This is a genomic window from Alteraurantiacibacter aquimixticola (genome assembly GCF_004965515.1).
GTDB lineage: Bacteria > Pseudomonadota > Alphaproteobacteria > Sphingomonadales > Sphingomonadaceae > Alteraurantiacibacter > Alteraurantiacibacter aquimixticola.
The window spans coordinates 352,110-369,544 of the sequence record NZ_SSHH01000002.1 but is presented as its reverse complement, the minus strand read 5'-3'; the positions used below and the strand labels follow the sequence as shown (position 1 = coordinate 369,544).

Below are 17,435 nucleotides of genomic sequence, written 5' to 3'. Positions count from 1 at the left end.
GCTGTAGGAAAGAGCAAATCGGCGCTGGGAGAGAAGCGATGGCGAGCGCAGCAATCGGGGATATCGAGGACGAAGCACGGCAGGTCGATGCCGCCATGAGCTATGTCGATGAGGGGGACTTCGTCACCAGGCGCTATGTCAGCCAGGGTGAAGAGCTGAACACGGGCACATATTCCGACCACCGCGTTACCATTCGCGACGGCATGCCGATCCGCGAACACTTCACGCTCGACAGGCATGGCTTCATGATTGCCAAGTGCCCAAGCGCGGTCGGAGATTTCCACGACAGGGACCAGGTCGACGCCTTGTACGAACGCGAGGTCGAGCGCGAAGTGATGCGGCTGACCGGGGCGGACAAATGCGTCGCGCGCGGGTGGATGTTGCGCACCAGTGCGGACCTTTCCGAGCATGCCGCCAGCAAGGCTGGCAAATACGTGCATAGTGGCGGAATCCAGCCTACGGCGGGCGAAGCGCATGTCGATATCAACACACCGACGGCACGGCGCATGGCGGAGGCAACCTATGCCAAGCACTTCCCCGATGGGCCGGGCTTCAAGCGCTTCCTGATCAGCAGCTTCTGGCGCACATTCTCCCCGCCACCGCAGGACGTGCCGCTGGCGCTGTGCGACGGGCGCACCAGCTTCGGCGGAGAAGAGAAGTCGAACTCGCTGTTCATCGTCGACGAGTTTCCCACTGGAGATGCCCTGACCGCGCCGGTTGAGGGCGAGGAGGAGATGCTGGCGGCGACGATCTTCTCATACCATCCGGACCATCGCTGGTGGTATTTTTCCAACATGCACGCTGACGATGCGCTGCTGTTCAAGTTCCATGACAGCGATCACTCGGTCACCTGGCGCTGCCCGCACTCGGCCTTTGTCGATACCAGCGCCGATAACCCCAATATCCGCGAAAGCATCGAATGCCGCAGCGTGGCGTTCTGGGAGTAGGGCGCAGCCCCGCCCGACGCGCGACCAGCCAAGCTGATTGAAAACAGGTCGCATCCATCATGCGGGTGATGACGTTTATCGATCCGAGACAGGCGTCAGTCGAGCCCATTTCCTCCTTTGCAGATGGTCGATTGCATTGTTGCAATCTGGTTACAGCTGCGACGGTTTTTTGGTTGCTTTCGAAACAAACAATTGATGCGCTGCCGCAAGGCTTCGATTGTGCACTGCGGAGTAAGTTCCGGCAGAGGACTCGGCGTGCGCGTTTGCAGGCGAAGAGGCCGGTTCACTCCTTCCCAGCCCGATAGCGGGCACGAGCTTTGAGAAGGGACGCTCAATGAACATGAATAAGCAAGCGCTTCGCCGCGGAACGGCAGCGTTGGCCCTGGCGATTTCGCTGGGTGCAACGCCGTCTTTCGCGCAGGATGCGGACGCTGTCGATTCGACCGAGGATGAAGGTGTCATCCTGGTCACCGGCACGCGTATCGCGCGCCCGAACATGGAAGCAGCCAGCCCCGTTGCGGTGGTCAGCGGCGATGATGCGCAGGAATTCGCAGACATCACCCTGGACACGTTCGTCAACACGCTGCCCCAGGTCAATCCGGCCGGCACCACCACGTCGAACAACCCCGGTAACGGTGGCCAATCGAACGTCAACCTGCGTGGCCTTGGCGCCAACCGCAACCTGGTGCTGATCGACGGTCGCCGCCCGATGGTGTCCGCCAACAACATGACGGTCGATCTCAACACCATTCCCGCCGCTCTGGTCGAGCGGATCGAGGTTATCACCGGCGGCGCCGGTGCGGTGTATGGTGCCGACGCTATCGCCGGTGCGGTGAACCTGGTGCTCAAGGACGACTTTGAAGGTATCGATGTCAGCGCCAGCTACAGCAATGCGCTGCGCGACTGGGATGCCGAGGAATACACGATTTCCGGCGTGCTGGGCGGCAATTTCGCCGACGGTCGCGGCAATGCTGTGGTCGCGGTCGACTATTCGGAACGTGAAGCGCTGATCAAGTCGCAGCGTGCGTTTTCGGTGTTTGCTACCTCGACCACGTCGTTCCTGCCCGATGGTCTTTACTTCCCCTCGGGCAATGGCCCCAGCCAGGCCGCAGTTGACGCGATCTTCACCGGCTACGGCTCGGCTGCAGGTTCGGTGCCCGCCAACCAGACGCTGATCGGTTTCAACCTGGACGGCACGCTGTTCTCGCGCGGTATCTTTAACAGCCCGATCGATGTCGAGAACTTCACCGGTCCGGTGGACTTCTCGGTCAACCAGGCGCTGTTCCCCGACCTCTATTCGTACAACTTCGACGAAGTGAACCTGCTGGTGCTGCCGTTCAAGCGCACCTCGGTCATGTCCAAGATCGATTACGAATTCGCTCCCGAAATCACCGTGTTCGCACAGGGCGGCTACACTCGCTACACCTCGGCCACGGCCCTTGCGCCGACGCCGATCCCCACCGTGGGCATCCGCGCACCGGGTGAAAACAGCGCGATCCAGGTGTCTTCGCCGTTGATCGAGGCTGGTGGTTCGATCAACAACCTGCTGGTCATCCCGGCCACCAACCCCTTCATCCCGGCAGACTTCGCCGCGCTGTTGGCTTCGCGTACGCTGGACAACACCAACCTGGTTGGCACGGGCGCGGATGAGCCGTTCCTGATGCGTCAGCGCACGCTGGACATCGGCCTGCGCCAGTCGGACTACACCAACCAGGTGTTCCAGGTCCTTGGCGGCCTGCGTGGCGAGCTGACCGATAGCTGGAGCTACGAGCTGTCGTACTCCTTCGGCCGTACCAACATCGACCAGGAGCAGACCGGCAACGTTGACACGCAGCGCCTGTTCGACATGCTGAATGACCCGAATGGTGGTGCCGACCAGTGCGAAGGCGGTTTCAATCCGTTCGGCCGTCAGCCGATTTCGGACGACTGCGTCGATTACCTGGCTGCCAGCGGCCTGCTGCGCACCGAGTTCACGCAGAAGATCGTCCAGGGCTATGTCGTGGGTGACCTCGTCGAACTCCCGGCCGGCAACCTGACCGTGGTTCTGGGTGCCGAAAACCGTGCGTTCGAATATGAGCTCGATCCGGGTTCTTCTGCGGGTCCGATCTCGGGCTTCAACACGCAGACGCCCGACGCCGGCGAAAACAGCTTCTTCGATATCTTCGGTGAAGTTGCGGTCCCGATCATTTCGGATCAGCCCTGGGCTCGCGAGCTGACGCTTACGCTCGGCTATCGTGCCTCGCGTTCGGAATTCACCGACATCATCAATGAAGTCTCCAGCGATCCGCGATGGGACGATGCCTACAAGGCTGAACTGATCTGGTCGCCGACCTACGACGTGAATGTCCGCGGCAGCTACCAGCGCTCGGTCCGCGCGCCGAACTTCGGCGAGCTGTTCTCGGGTGGCGGTTCCGCTCCGCAGATCTTCGATCCGTGCTCGGTAACGACGCAGTTCCGTGCGAACGGTGGCGACGATGCCCGGACGCTGTGCCGCGATGCAGGTGCTCCGGCCCCGTTCGGCTTTGGCGGTATCGGTGCTGCGGTCGACAACTTCGTTCAGACGCCTGGTACGCAGGCATCGGTCGAGCTTTCGGGCAACACCGATCTGGGTCCGGAAACGGCCGACACCTTCACCTTCGGTGCGGCTTTCTCCAACGGTTTCGGGGCTATCCCGGGCCTGACGGGTTCGATCGACTACTACAACATCAAGATCAGCGACACGATCCAGTCGCCTGATCCGAACACGCTGATTGCGGATTGCTACAATTACTATGGCAACAATCCGAACCTCGATGCGTCTTATGGCACCTGTCAGCAGCTGTTCCGTGCACCGGACATCCTGTTCATCTATGGCCCCGACACGGGTTCGGGCCTGACTGACCAGTATCCGGGCGTCAATGGCGGCAAGCTGAAGACTTCGGGTATCGACATGCAGCTGAACTATGCATTCGATCCGGGCCTCCTGGGTGACGACAGCATGAACCTGAACCTGTTCGTCAACTACCTGATCGACTTCAAGCAGCAGGTCCTGGCGAACCAGCCGGTGCTCGACTATGCCGGTACGGCGTCGTTCTTCGGTGCGGGTCTTGGTACGTCCTTCCCCGAATGGCGTGCCAACCTGACGATGGATTATGACGTCGCTGACTTTGGTTTCCAGGTCCGTGCACGTTACATCGACGGTATGGAAAACCGCGCGAGCGTGATTTTCCCGGGTGAGACCGAGTTCACCGGCACCGGCAGCGCGATCTATATCGACACTGCCGTCGATTACACGCTGATGGATCACCTGACGCTGCGCGTCGGCATCAACAACCTGTTCGACAAGGATCCGGAAGTTTACGCTCCGAACGTCCAGTCGGGCACCGATCCGTCGCTGTATGACGTGATCGGCCGCCGGATCTTCTTCCGTGCGAGCCTGAGCTTCTAAGCTCACTCGCCGGAACACGGCAAATCGAAGAGGGGCGGCGGGGCAACCTGCCGCCCCTTTTTGCTGTGCGGACGGCCGTGCGAACTTATCCGCGCCCGCGAGGCCTCACTTCACTTGGCGTTCACGAAAGCGCTGGCTATAGGCTGGGTCCCATGACCACTTCCAAACTCGTCTCGCTTGGCATTCTGGCCGCTTCGTCCCTGGCGCTTTCGGGCTGCGCGGCCCTGGGCGGGGGCGGCGGCGGTCAGCGCGAAACCGCCTATGTCGCGCGCGACGTGGAATCGCTCTACACGGCGGCCAAGGAGCGGCTCGATCGCGGCGATCTGACGGTGGCGGCTGCCTTGTTCGACGAGGTGGAGCGCCAGCATCCCTATTCGCCCTGGGCGCGCCGCGCGCAGCTGATGAGTGCCTTCGCCTATTACGCGCGTGGGGAATACAACCAGTCGATCCAGTCGGCCTCGCGCTTCCTGTCGATCCATCCCGGCAACCGCGATGCGCCCTATGCCTATTACCTCATCGCCATGTGCTATTATGAGCAAATCAGCGATGTGGAGCGCGACCAGGCGATTACCGAGCAGGCGCAGCGCGCGCTGAACGAGCTCGTTCGCCGCTATCCGCGCAGCGAATATGCCGCCGATGCCCGCCTGAAGCTCGATCTCGTCAACGATCACCTCGCGGGCAAGGAAATGGAGATCGGCCGTCATTACGAGCGGACCGGCCACTGGCTCGCGGCGCAGTTGCGCTTCCGCGAAGTGGTGGAGAATTTCCAGACTACCAGCCACACGCCCGAAGCACTCTATCGCCTGACCGAAACCAGCCTGGCGCTCGGCATTCCGGAAGAGGCGAAGCGTTATGCCGCCGTGCTCGGCGCGAACTATCCCGGCAATGAGTGGTACGAGAAAGCCTATGAGCTGATCGAAGACCACGGCCCCGAAGTGGGGCTGGGCGGCTGATCCAGCGGAAACCCGGCATAATGCCGCGCGGGTTCAGGTGCCGTAGCGCTGTTCCGGCCGTGCTGCCTTCGGGGCGGTGAAGTCGCGGTTGAAAGCCAGCAGGTCGGACAATTCATTGCAATGCAGCGGTGCGGTAAGGTCGAGCCCGGCCAGCCCGTCATGCGTCCAGCGCACGGTGGCGTCCATATCCTGGCCATCGGGCAAGGAGAGGCTCACCCGCTCTCCGGCATGGCACGACCAGTCGCCGAGGCAACTGATGCGGGCACCTTCCTGGGAAATTTCGATCAACAAACCTTCGGCCGATTTGCGGCCATCCGGGCACAGTGAGATAGGCAATCGCATGGCGTAGCGGCGCCTTGCTCTGATCATTGATACAGACATTGCAGCTCCATCCCCTGGTTGAGCACGTACTATTCAGCCATGGAATGGTTAAGAATTTGTAGCCGATCCACCGTTGCGGGACAGGCGGAGATTGCGCTCCGCCGAGTCGAGCCGTAAATCCCGATTCCTCGCCATGCTGACTGCGCTCGCCATCCGGAATATCGTGCTTATCGAGGCGCTTGACCTGGCCTTCGGCCCGGGTCTCGGCGTGCTGACGGGCGAGACGGGGGCAGGCAAGTCGATTCTTCTCGATGCCTTGGGGCTGGTTTTGGGCAATCGCGCAGACAGCGCATTGGTGCGCGCGGGAGCGGAAAAGGCGAGTGTCACGGCTACATTCGAGTTCGTGCAATTGCCCGAGTCGCTGCGTGAAGTCCTCGAGGAGGCAGAGGTCGAGATGGAAGCGGGAGAGGCGCTGATCATTCGCCGCTCGCTCAAGGCCGATGGCGGCTCCAAGGCCTTCGTGAATGACCAGCCCGTGGGCATTGCCCTGCTGCGCGCGCTGGCGCCGGCGCTGGTGGAACTGCACGGCCAGCATGATGATCGCGGGCTGGTGAACCCGCGCGGCCACCGCGCATTGCTCGATCGCTTTGCCGATGGCGATGTGAATGGCGTGACCAAGGCGCATGCGGAGTGGCAGGCGGCAGAAGGGAAACTCGCCGAAGCACGCGGTGCGATCGAACAGGCGAAGGCTGACCAGGATCTGCTACTCGCCCATCTTGCCGAACTGACCTCGATCGAGCCGCAGGAGGGCGAAGAGGAGAGCCTCGCGCTCGCGCGCGCGGACATGCAGAAGGGTGAGAAGCTTTCGGGAGACCTGGAGGAATTGCGCGCCTTCTGGGACGGGTCGGACAGCGCGCTCGCCCAATTGCGCAGCGCCGCACGGCGGCTTGACCGGATTGCCGAACATCACGGCCTGCTGGCCGAAGCGCTCTCCGCTCTCGATCGCGCGGTGATCGAGGCGGGGGAGGCCGAGGAGAAGCTGCAGGCCGCCGCCGAAGCCATGCTGTTCGATCCCGCCGAGCTCGACCGGATCGAGACGCGGCTGTTCGAATTGCGCGCACTCGCCCGCAAGCACAATTGCCAAGTGGACGAGCTGCCCGAGACGATGCGCCAGATGCGCGAAAAGCTCGATGCCATCGAACAGGGCGATGCCGATATCGCTACGCTGGAAAAGGCGGCCGGGGCAGCGAAGCAGACCTATATAGCCAAGGCCGAGGCGCTGCACGCCACGCGCGTTTCCGCCGGCATGGCGCTGGACGAGGCGGTGGCGGCGGAGCTCGCACCGCTCAAGCTCGATGCCGCGCGCTTCCGCACAGCCGTCACCCAGCTGGAGGAGGATCGCTGGGACGCGCATGGCATGGACAGCGTCGAATTCCTCATTGCCACCAATCCCGGCGCCGATTTCGCCCCGCTGGGCAAGATTGCTTCGGGCGGCGAGCTCTCGCGCTTTATTCTCGCGCTCAAGGTCGCGCTGGCGGAGAAGGGCGGGGCGGCGACGGTAATCTTTGACGAGATCGATCGCGGCGTCGGCGGCGCGGTGGCGAGCGCGATTGGCGAGCGGCTGGCGCGGCTGGCCGCAGGCGGCCAGTTGCTCGCCGTCACGCACAGCCCGCAGGTCGCCGCGCGCGGGCAGACCCATTACATGATCGCCAAGAGTTCGGAAGGAACCGTCACCCGCACCTCGGTCGCACTGCTCGATGCGGGCGGGAGGCAGGAGGAAATCGCACGCATGCTCTCTGGCGCGGAAATCACCGACGAGGCGCGCGCGCAGGCGGACAGGCTGCTGGAGGGAGTATGATGAGAGGATCGATTGCCGCTGTGACATTGCTGGGGCTGGCCGCCTGTACCACCGCGCCGGAAAGCGATGGCGGTGAGGGCGTGGGCGAGGTTTCGCCCTTCGCAACTGACCAGTCGCGCCCGCTGCTGGCGCTGTTCGATCACCTGCTGGGCAATTACTTCGCCAGCGATGTGGGCGCGCGGCCAACCATCTGCGTCGCCTCCCACGATGGCCGCTCCGAAGTGGCGCTGCCGGCGGCGGAGGAGCTGGAGCTGATGACACGCTATGGCAGCCTCGCACCCTTCGCGCGCTGCGGCTTTGTCGACGGCAGGTGGCAGGACACGGAGACCGGCGAGACCGCCATGCTCTTCCGCATCCACAGCTTCACTTGTGCCAATGAGGCGAATTGCACCGGCTTTGGCGGCTATGTCTCCGGGCAGACGAGCTCGCTCAGCAGCCGCTACACCATGCAATATGCCGATGGCGCCTGGCAGTTCGACCGCGATGACCGGCTGATCGGTGAGGAGTGATGGCGGGGATTTCCGAAGCCGAGGCCGCCAATGAGTTGATGCGGCTGGCTAGGGCCATCAGGCACCACCGTTGGCTCTATCATTCGGAGCAGGCACCAGAGATAACCAATAAGGAGTTTGACAAACTAGTCAGGCGGAACCGCGAACTTGAACGCGAGTTTCCGCAGCTTGTTCGTTACGACTCGCCGACAGCTCCGAGAAAAAAGGTCGGGAAGCTTTCGGACGAGGAAAAGTCCGAAATTCGGCAGGAGACACTTCGTCCGCAGGCAGTCCAGCTCGCAAAGCTTCTTCATGATATTCAGTTTCACCGATACCGGTACGACGAGCTTGACGATCCGATTATCACCGATGAGGCGTTCGATGCTTTAAAGCTCAAAGCCCAGACGCTGGAGGATCAACTCGTCGTCAGCGAAGATGATCTCTTCAGTGTAAGGCAAATTGTTGGTTCCCCGTCCAAGAATGCTCTGACTAAGGTCGTCCATGAGGTTCGCATGATGAGCCTCGACAACGCCTTCTCGGATGAGGAGGTAGAGGACTTTGTCGCCCGCGTGCGGCGCTTCCTTGCTCTGCCCGAGGATGAGCCCGTCATCATGACGGCTGAGGACAAGATCGACGGCCTGTCCTGCTCGCTGCGCTATGAAAAGGGAGAGCTGGTGCTCGCCGCCACGCGCGGGGATGGGCAGGTGGGGGAGAACGTCACCGCCAATGTCGCGCATATCGCCGATATCCCGCAGAAGCTGAACGGAAACGCTCCCGACGTCTTCGAGGTGCGCGGCGAAGTTTACATGGCGAAACAGGACTTTGCTGCGCTCAATGCTGCGCAGGAAGAAGCGGGCGGAAAGGTCTTTGCTAACCCGCGCAATGCCGCCGCCGGATCGCTGCGGCAGAAGGATGCGAGCGTCACGGCGCATCGCACGCTGCGCTTCTGGGCGCATGGCTGGGGCGCAGCATCGGAGGTGCCGGGCGAGACGCAGATGGAGGTGATGCAGCGTATTGCCGAGTGGGGCCTGCCGATCTCTCCCGACCTCGTGCTGTGCCATTCGGTCGAGGACATGCTGCAGCAATATCGCAGCATCATGGAGCGGCGCGCGGACCTGCCTTATGAAATCGACGGCGTGGTCTACAAGGTCGACCGGCTCGACTGGCAGAAGCGTTTGGGCTTCGTCGCCAAGGCGCCGCGCTGGGCGATGGCGCACAAGTTTCCCGCCGAGCAGGCCGAGACCGTGCTCGAACATATCGACATACAGGTAGGCCGCACCGGCAAGCTGACACCGGTCGGACGCCTCGCGCCGGTGCTGGTGGGCGGCGTCACCGTCACCAATGTCACACTGCACAATCGCGACGAGATCGAGCGGCTGGGCGTGCGTCCGGGAGACCGCGTGGTGATCCAGCGTGCGGGCGACGTGATCCCGCAGGTCGTCGACAATCTCACGCGTGACGAGGATCGTCCCGCCTTCGACTTCCCCGGCCATTGTCCCGAATGCGGCAGCGAGGCGGTGAACGAAGAGGGCGAGGTCGACGTGCGCTGCACAGGCGGCCTGATCTGCCCGGCGCAGCGGACCGAGCGCCTCAAGCATTTCGTCAGCCGCGCCGCTCTCGATATCGAGGGGCTGGGCGAGAAGACGATCGACCAGTTCTTCGCGCTGGGCTGGCTCGAAAGCCCGGCGGACATCTACCGCCTGAAGGATCGCGAGGCCGAGATCCTCGCGCTGGACGGGTGGAAGGAAAAGTCGGTCGAGAACCTGCTCGCCAGTATCGAGGCGAAGCGCGCGCCCGATGCGGCAAGGCTGCTTTTCGGTCTCGGCATCCGCCATGTGGGTGCGGTCACCGCGCGCGACTTGCTGAAGAACTTCCACACACTGCCCGCCCTGCGCGAAGCGGCCGAAAAGGCGCGCGATGGAGACGAGGAGGCCACCGCAGCGCTCACCAGCATCGATGGCATCGGCGGCGCGGTGGTGGAGGCGCTGGGCGACTTCTTCCACGAGCCGCATAATGTCGAAGTGTGGGAGGATATCCTCTCCGTCACCAACCCGCCCGAATATGTCGTCGAGACCACGCAAAGCGCGGTGTCGGGCAAGACCGTGGTCTTCACCGGCAAGCTGGAGACGATGAGCCGCGACGAGGCCAAGGCACAGGCCGAGCGGCTGGGGGCGAAGGCTGCGGGTTCGGTCAGTGCGAAGACCGACTTGGTGGTCGCTGGCCCCGGCGCGGGCAGCAAGCTCAAGAAGGCAGCCGAGCTCGGCATCGAGGTGATCGACGAGGCTGCCTGGGCCGAGATCGTCGCGGCGGCGGGATAGGGTTCAGGGGCTTGCGTCACCCCTCCCGCTCGCCTAGCGGCTACCGCGCAATGACCGCTCGCCGCGAATCCTCGCACTGGATGCTGCTTGTCGCAGTGGCGCTGCTGCTGCGTGCGGTGGTGCCGCAGGGATGGATGCTGGGCGAGGACGCTTCGGGCGCCATCACCGTCGAGGTCTGCAATTCGGATCAGGTACTCGTCATCCCGATGAAAGATGACGCGCCTGCTCACGAGGACGAGGAGACCGAAGCCAAGGCCTGCGCTTTCGCCAGCCTGAGCGATCAGGGCACCACACCCGATCCCAATTTGCGCCTGCCGCTGCCGCAACTGGCGGCCGCCGCCTATGACGCGGTCCGACAGCGGGTACTCTCGCCCGACACGCCAGCCGACCTGCCGCCTGCCACGGGGCCGCCCGCACTCGCCTGAAAACCGATCCTGCCGCCTGTCTCCCCAAGCGGGACCTGCTGCGCATCCCATTTCAGACGAGTGATTTCACATGACTTTCAAATCGACACTTCTCGGCGCTGCTGCGGCCGTGCCTTTTGCCCTCATTCCCCTCCAGGCCCTCGCACAGGATAGCGATGCCGAGGATATCCTGACCGACGTGATCGTGGTCAGCTCCACCGCGCCTTCCGTTGCGAGCGAGGAGATCGATCCGCCGCAGCAGGTCGCGCTGCCCGCCGACGCGGTGGCGATCGCCGCGCGCGCTCCCGGTGCCGCCGCGATCGGCAATGGCGCGCTGTCAGGCCAGCTTTCCTATCGCGGTCTGTTCGGTGAGCGCGTGCTCGGCCGCGTCAACGGCCAGCGCTTTGCCAGCGGCGGTCCCAACGCGATGGACCCGCCCATGCATTATGCGCCCTCGATCCTTGTCGAGAGCATCGCCATCGCGCGCGGCGTGGCGCCGGTCTCCGAAGGGCCGAGCCTTGCTGGCGCGGTCGATGCGCAATTGCTGCAGGTGCCCTTTGCCAGCGGCAGCGCGCCTGAAGTGCACGGCCGCCTCGCTGGGCAATATCGCAGCGTGGATGACAGCTATGCGGTCGGTGGCACTGTGGGTGTTGCGACCGACAGCTGGCGCATCGCCGCCATTGCTAGCCGTGAGGAAGGCGACGATTACGAGTTCGACGGAGGCACGGCAGGCAGCACGTCCTTCGAACGCAATCTCTACGGCTTCAATGCCGGGGTGAAGCTGGGCGAGGGCGAGCTCTTTGCCGAATATCGCCGCAGCGAGACCGACCCCTCGGGCAATCCGGCCTTCGCGATGGATATCCAGTATTTCGATACAGACTTCCTGCAGGGCGGCTATCGTGGCGAGATTGCCGAGGACGTTGGGCTGGAGCTGCGCATCGGTCATGTCGCGGTCGAGCACCTGATGGACAATTACAGTCTGCGCGGTCCCACCCCGGAAGCGATGCGCACGCGTGCGACCTTTGCCGAGGCAGATACGTGGACGGGCGAGGCGAGCCTGCGTCTCGGCTCGGCCGCGCGCAATGTGACGCTGGGCGTCGATCTGGAGACGGTTGAGAAGGCGGTGCGGATCACCAATCCGTTCAATGCGGACTTCTTCCTCGATGCGCAGGCGGATCTGCAGTCGGATCGTTATGGCGCCTTCGTGCAGCTGCGCGAGGGCCTCGGCGCGGTTGAAATGGAGCTGGGCGCGCGGATCGACCGGACCGAGCAGAGCTCCGGTATCCCCACGCTCGGCAGCGCAGTGCCGATGGGCCCGGTCGGCCTCGCCAATGCCTTCGCCGCCACCGTGCGGGAGGCGGACGACACCACGCTGGATGCCGTACTGCGCCTGTGGCTGCCGGGCGACGTCGTGACCCCGCGCTTCACCTTGGCGCGCAAGACGCGCGTTCCCAGCACTCTGGAACGTTTCGCCTGGCTGCCGACCGAGGCGAGCTATGGCCTTGCCGACGGCAATATCTATGTCGGCAATTCTGCGCTCGATCCCGAAGTCGCCTGGATCGCCGAGGCGGGCGTTGACGTCGACGCAGGGGCGATCACTTTCCGTCCGACCATCTTCTATCGCCGCGTCGACCACTTCATCCAGGGCACGCCTTTCGATGCCACGGTGGGCGTGATCGACAGCCCGGTGGAAATGGTCGCGAACATGAATGGCGATGCCACGCCGCTGATGTTCCGCAATGTCGATGCCGAGCTCTACGGGATCGATTTCGACGCCTCGGCCGAGCTGGGCGAGCACCTGCTGCTCGAAGGCACCGCCAGCTATGTGCGCGGCAAGCGGCGCGACATCTCGGACAATCTCTACCGCATCCCGCCTGCCTCACTGCGGCTGGCGGCGATCTGGCGGGATGATCGCTGGTCGGCCGGGGCGGAAATGACGGCGGTGGCCAAGCAGGCCAAGGTCTCCGCCACCAATGGCGAGACGCCGAGCGATGGCTATGCCGTCGTCGGCCTTTTCGCCAGCTTCGCGGCCACCGACCGGATCACGCTCGATACCGGGGTGGAGAATCTGTTCGACGCCTATTACCAGCCCCACCTCGCGGGCGTGAACCGCGTGGGCGCATCCGACGTGCCGGTGGGTGAGCGGCTGCCGGGCACCGGGCGCGGCGTCTGGGTGAGGGCGGGTATCGCCTTCTGATCGCTGGCAGGATTGCGCCGGGCGCTTCTACGCGGAGCTAGTCCGTGAAGAAGCGCTCGGCGTGGTCGTAGAATGCCTCGTAAGCGGGCCAGGGCACATGCCCTTCGCCATGCTGGTACCAGGCGAGCGGGTAGATGGCCTGCTCGGTGCTGAGTGGCACGGGCATGGCAAAGGGCGGGGTGGCGGCGCCGAACAGCTCCCAAGCGGGCTGCGCCGCCATCATGCCCACCCACATGCCGCGCGGATCGACCCAGCTGTCGCCTTTCTCGGCAAGGCCGCTGGTGATGAAGAGAGGTCGCGGCGCGCGCAGGGCGATCAGACTGTGCGCGTCCACTGGCAGGTCCGCGATGGTCAGCGGGTCGGCGGCAAAGCGCATGGCGGCGGGGGTAAACCAGTGGAAGAGGCCGCTGGAGGTGAGGTTCTCCCACCTTTCCCCGAAATCGCGGCGCATGATCTTCGAGCCGCCCGCGCCCGAGCTGGAGACATGCGCGTCGTGGAAGGCATGGTCGTAGGCGGCGGCGACCAGCACGCCCTTGCCGAAGCGCGAATGGCCGGTGAGGGTGATGCGGTTTGCGGAGACGCGCGGATCGGCCGCCAGTTCCTCACGCAATTTGCTCGCGCCCCAGCCCCATGCGCGCAATGCACCCCAGTCATGCTCCATGCGCGGCCAGCGGGCGAGGCCAATCACGCCCGCCTCCATCTCGACCGCATTATCCGCCTGCAGCAATTGCGGGTGGTATTCGACATGCACCCATCCGCGCGCGATGGCTTGCGCGACCGGATCGGGCGGGGGCGTGCCGCCGAAATTGGGCGGCGATCCGCCGGGCCAGACATAGGTGTAGCTGATGACGGCGGGGGCTTCGCGCGCCTTACGGGGGAAGCTCACCAGCGCATCAACGACAGGGCCGCTGCGTCCGTCGGGAGCGATGATGCAGCCGGTCCAGTGTTCCTGCACATAGTCGCCGGGAGGGACCTCGACCGGCAGCTTGTCCCATTCGATGCGGAAACTCTCCACGACCGCCGGGATGCGGCCGACCCAGACATCCGCGACCATCGCTGCCAGCTCCGCCCGGCGTACGGGCCAGCCTTCGGGAGTCTGCTGCTGCGCCGTCTCGAACAGGGGAGGGAGCGTGTAGGGCACGACCCGCGCCTCGCTGGTGTTTGCCGCATTGGGCGCATCGGGATCGTTGCCGTTCGCGCCTTGCCGCAAGGCTCCGTAACCGTAGCGGGCGCGCTCGGCGGCATGCACATCCTCATTGCTCACCTGCGCTGCAAGAGGCGCCGCCAGCAGGCAGGCCAATGCGGCCACGAGTGCACTCAGGGTACGGCGGGCGGTTCGATCCATTTCATCACTCCCCCGGAAAAGGGCGTCCACAGCCCCATCTGGATATCGGCCTCGGCCAGTATGTCGCCCACCCAGCTGTTGCAGGTGTAGGCCAGCGTATAGGTGCCGTTTGCATCGTAATAGGCATCGGCCGGACTGGTACCGCGAAGGATGGTGCGTGGGCCATCGGCGGGCGGCAGGCTGTCCTCGATCGCGAGGACCATGGTGAGATAGGCCTCGCGGCTGATGGTGACAGGGCGGTGATCCAGCCCCGGTGCGGGGCGGACGTAATGGCTCACGCGCATGATTGGCTCGCCGCCAAAGACCGCGATCCGCAAGGCGGTGCCGGGTTTCAGGTCGCCCCATGTGGGGACGTTGAGGAAGACCTCGCGCTCGCCCCAACCCACCGCCACATGCGTTGGCATCCCGCGCCCGGTCGGCTGCCCGGCGCTGGGAAAGGTCTCGCGCCAGTCCTTCTCCGACGTGACGATCGGCATGATGACGCCCGTATGCGTGCCGTTGGTTTCGACCATGATGGTCACGCCCTCCGCGATAACCGGCGTCGGATCGTTGCGGGGGATCGCACTGCCGAGCCAGCCCGTGAGCGGGTAGACCACAATGATGGCGAGGAGCAGGAGGGCGGCGCCCAGCAGTGCTCGCCTCCCCACACGCAGGGCGGATTTCAGCCGAGGAAGCGGTGCCGCAGCCACAGGATGGACCAGTCACCATTCACGATGCGCGCCTGCAGCCGGAAGCCCGCCCGCATATAGGCGCGGCGCACGCCCGGCTCCTGTGTGGTCAGCAACCCGGCGAGCAATATATGCCCGCGTGGCGCCACGGCCTGTGCGAATTCGCCCGCCATGGAGATCAGCGGCCCTGCCAGGATATTGGCGATGAGCAGGTCGTACGGCCCGCGCTCGACAAGGAACTCATCCTCCATCCCGTCCGCGATCACCATCGCCAGCTCGCCCGCATCGGTGCCCAGCGACATGGCGTTGAGCGCCGCATTGTCGAGCACGGCGGGCAGGCACACCGGATCGATATCGCTCGCGGTCGCATCGGCGAGCGGCCACAGCTTCATCGCGGCAAAGGCGAGCAGGCCGGTGCCGGTGCCGATATCGGCGAGGTTGCGCACCACGACGCCCCGCCGCTTCATCGCATCGAGCATGGCGAGGCAGCCCGCGGTCGTCTCATGCTGGCCGGTGCCGAAGGCTTGCGCGGCGGGGATGCAGAAGCTGTTGACGTCCGGTTCCTCGCTCGCCGGATGGTCGGGCGTGTGGACGTAGAATCTGCCGGCGCGGATCGGGTCAATGCCTTTCTGGCTTTCGGCGACCCAGTCCGTATCGGGCAGCTTCTCGGCCACGATTGGCGGCGCCTCGCCATCGAACAGCGCCTTCACCGCCTTGCGGTCGGCAGCGCTGGGCTTGGCTTCGAGATAGGCGTCGAGCCGCCATGTGTCGGGCTCTTCGGGATCGACCTCGAAACCGGTGAGGACGATATTCTCGTCCCAGCCCTCGATCGTGTCGCGCTTTTCCAGCGCGGCCTCGACTGCTTCCTTGCTGGCGGTGGCGGAGAGTTTCCAGCTCATGGGTTTCCTTGCGCCTCCTCGGCGATGCGCGCGTCGAGCCGCTCGGTGATGCTGGCGGCATAGTCCGCGCAATTCATGCCGGAGGTCAGATCGCCTGCCAGCAGCTTGTCACGCATCCCGCTCGCCGAAGGGTGCGGGGTGAGGAGGATATCGCAATCGAGCCGGGTGAGGAGATTCAGCCCCGCGCGATATGAGGTCAGGTACTGGGGATGGTCGGAAAAACGGTAGCCGTCCGCGCTAACGGGGCTGAGGCTGTCGGCATAGACGATGGAGAGGCATTCGCCCGCCTCGTCGCAGCTTTCCCACTGCCAGGTCATGGCGCCGGGTGTGTGGCCCGGTGTGAGGGTGGCCGAAATGACCACGCCCGGCGATTGCAACCGGACCGGCTGATCCAGTGCCATGACGCGCACATCGGCCACCGGCGTCATCGGGGGATGGATGCTGGCCTGGGGGTCCGACCGGCTGCTGTTCCCTGAACGCAGGACTTCGGCCGCCCCCGGGCTGGTATAGACGGTCGCGCCCGTTCCTTCCTGCAGCAGGGCCATTCCGCCGACATGGTCGTAATGTTCGTGGCTGGTGAACAGCCGGTCGATATCCGCCGGATCGAAGCCGAGACTGCGGATATTGGACAGGGTTACGCGCGCGCCCTCCTCGGTACCGCTGTCGAACAGGACGTGGCTGCTTTCCCCGGCAATAAGGATCGTGGCGATCCCGCAAGTGCCGACGTAATAGGTGCTGCCATGGACAAGGAATGCCGGACCCGGCTTGTCCCACTCGTCCCAGTCCTCGCATTGGTCGGCCCATTGCTGGCCGGTGGTGATGCGCGACTCTTCAGGCACGGTGGTGGCACAGCCGGTCAAGGCGAGCAGCGCGGCGGTGGCGAAGGTCTTAGCGGACATAGCTCGCTCCATTGGCGTCCAGCACCGCGCCGGTCATGCTCTCAGGAGCATAGAGCGCGCAATAGGTGGCGATCTGGGCGATCTCGTCCGGCGTGGCGACGCGGCCCAGCGGGATATCGGCAAGGATGCCTTCGCCCCCGCGGCTTTCCAGATAATCGCCTGCCATCGAGGTGTCGGTATAGCCCGGCGCGACGGCGAAGCTGGTGATCCCTTGCGAGGCATAGCCGCGCGCGATGGTCTTGTGCAGCGCCAGCATCCCGCCCTTGGCCGCCGCATAGTGCCAATGCGCAGGCGAATCGCCGCGATGCCCGGCGCGGCTGGCGATGTGGACGATCCGCCCCTTGCGCCCTGCAGCACGCCAATAGCGGATGGCGAAACGCGATAGCTGGGCGGAGGCAGTGAGGTTGATGCGCATCGTATCCTCCCACCCGTCCAGCCATTCGATATCGGAGCCATCTATCGAGTTACGCTCGAACACGCCGGCATTGTTCACCAGCACGTCTATCCCCCCGCCGAGCCGCTTCATCGCCTCCTGCCACAGCATTTGCGGGGCGACCGGCTGGGCGAAATCGGCAGCTATCGTGTGTTCGTCCACCTCGGACGTTGCGTGGCCCACCACGTTGCAGCCGCGCTCGCGCAATTGCGCGGCGATCGCGGCACCGATACCCCTGCTGGACCCTGTTACGAGAATTCTTGCCATCGCCCATGCTC

General features: G+C 64.4%; 14 protein-coding genes. 8 read left to right on the top strand and 6 right to left on the bottom strand.

Going from position 1 to position 17,435, the window contains the following annotated elements:
* The first annotated feature begins 38 nt into the window (after positions 1–38).
* The 3 genes from E5222_RS08210 to E5222_RS08200 all read left to right on the top strand — a co-directional run bounded on the left by E5222_RS08210 (position 39) and on the right by E5222_RS08200 (position 5,327).
* Positions 39–947 (top strand): CmcJ/NvfI family oxidoreductase, encoded by a 909-nt coding sequence (locus tag E5222_RS08210; RefSeq protein ID WP_136693279.1) that lies wholly within the window; start codon positions 39–41, stop codon positions 945–947.
* Positions 948–1,281: 334 nt separating this feature from the next.
* On the top strand, positions 1,282–4,374 hold the full coding sequence (locus E5222_RS08205) for a TonB-dependent receptor domain-containing protein (RefSeq protein ID WP_136693278.1): 3,093 nt from the start codon (positions 1,282–1,284) through the stop codon (positions 4,372–4,374).
* A gap of 152 nt (positions 4,375–4,526) precedes the next feature.
* Entirely contained in the window at positions 4,527–5,327 is an 801-nt protein-coding gene (locus tag E5222_RS08200) for an outer membrane protein assembly factor BamD (protein ID WP_136693277.1), read from the top strand.
* A 33-nt stretch (positions 5,328–5,360) separates the two neighbouring features.
* Here the strand turns inward: E5222_RS08200 and E5222_RS08195 are convergent, their stop codons facing one another.
* Positions 5,361–5,696 carry a PilZ domain-containing protein gene (locus E5222_RS08195; protein ID WP_281276753.1) on the bottom strand — a complete coding sequence of 112 codons (336 nt, stop codon included), beginning with the start codon at positions 5,694–5,696 and terminating at the stop codon, positions 5,361–5,363.
* A gap of 145 nt (positions 5,697–5,841) precedes the next feature.
* Between E5222_RS08195 and recN the strand changes: the two genes are divergently transcribed.
* The 5 genes from recN to E5222_RS08170 all read left to right on the top strand — a co-directional run bounded on the left by recN (position 5,842) and on the right by E5222_RS08170 (position 12,913).
* Entirely contained in the window at positions 5,842–7,506 is a 1,665-nt protein-coding gene (recN, locus tag E5222_RS08190) for a DNA repair protein RecN (RefSeq protein ID WP_136693275.1), read from the top strand.
* Positions 7,503–8,015: a hypothetical protein gene (locus E5222_RS08185; protein WP_136693274.1), complete on the top strand. Its 513-nt coding sequence runs from the start codon at positions 7,503–7,505 to the stop codon at positions 8,013–8,015. The genes recN and E5222_RS08185 overlap by 4 nt, the downstream gene beginning before the upstream one ends.
* Complete coding sequence (gene ligA / locus E5222_RS08180) at positions 8,015–10,312, top strand: NAD-dependent DNA ligase LigA (RefSeq protein WP_136693273.1); 2,298 nt, start codon at positions 8,015–8,017, stop codon at positions 10,310–10,312. Before E5222_RS08185 ends, ligA begins: the two co-directional genes overlap by 1 nt.
* Before the next feature lie 50 nt (positions 10,313–10,362).
* Entirely contained in the window at positions 10,363–10,737 is a 375-nt protein-coding gene (locus E5222_RS08175) for a DUF2946 family protein (RefSeq protein WP_136693272.1), read from the top strand.
* A gap of 70 nt (positions 10,738–10,807) precedes the next feature.
* A complete protein-coding gene (locus E5222_RS08170; RefSeq protein WP_136693271.1) occupies positions 10,808–12,913 on the top strand; it encodes a TonB-dependent receptor domain-containing protein in 2,106 nt (701 codons plus the stop codon).
* Positions 12,914–12,950: 37 nt separating this feature from the next.
* Here the strand turns inward: E5222_RS08170 and E5222_RS08165 are convergent, their stop codons facing one another.
* Genes E5222_RS08165 through E5222_RS08145 form a run of 5 tightly spaced genes read right to left on the bottom strand, consistent with a single transcriptional unit; the run spans position 12,951 to position 17,424 of the window.
* Complete coding sequence (locus E5222_RS08165) at positions 12,951–14,258, bottom strand: glucuronyl esterase domain-containing protein (protein ID WP_136693270.1); 1,308 nt, start codon at positions 14,256–14,258, stop codon at positions 12,951–12,953.
* Entirely contained in the window at positions 14,231–14,905 is a 675-nt protein-coding gene (locus E5222_RS08160; RefSeq protein WP_246021621.1) for a DUF2459 domain-containing protein, read from the bottom strand. Before E5222_RS08160 ends, E5222_RS08165 begins: the two co-directional genes overlap by 28 nt.
* A 14-nt stretch (positions 14,906–14,919) precedes the next feature.
* Positions 14,920–15,825, bottom strand: coding sequence for a 50S ribosomal protein L11 methyltransferase (locus E5222_RS08155; protein ID WP_136693269.1), 906 nt, complete (start codon positions 15,823–15,825; stop codon positions 14,920–14,922).
* Positions 15,822–16,724: an MBL fold metallo-hydrolase gene (locus tag E5222_RS08150; RefSeq protein ID WP_136693268.1), complete on the bottom strand. Its 903-nt coding sequence runs from the start codon at positions 16,722–16,724 to the stop codon at positions 15,822–15,824. Before E5222_RS08150 ends, E5222_RS08155 begins: the two co-directional genes overlap by 4 nt.
* Entirely contained in the window at positions 16,714–17,424 is a 711-nt protein-coding gene (locus E5222_RS08145; protein ID WP_136693267.1) for an SDR family NAD(P)-dependent oxidoreductase, read from the bottom strand. The genes E5222_RS08150 and E5222_RS08145 overlap by 11 nt, the downstream gene beginning before the upstream one ends.
* Between the last annotated feature and the right edge of the window lie 11 nt (positions 17,425–17,435).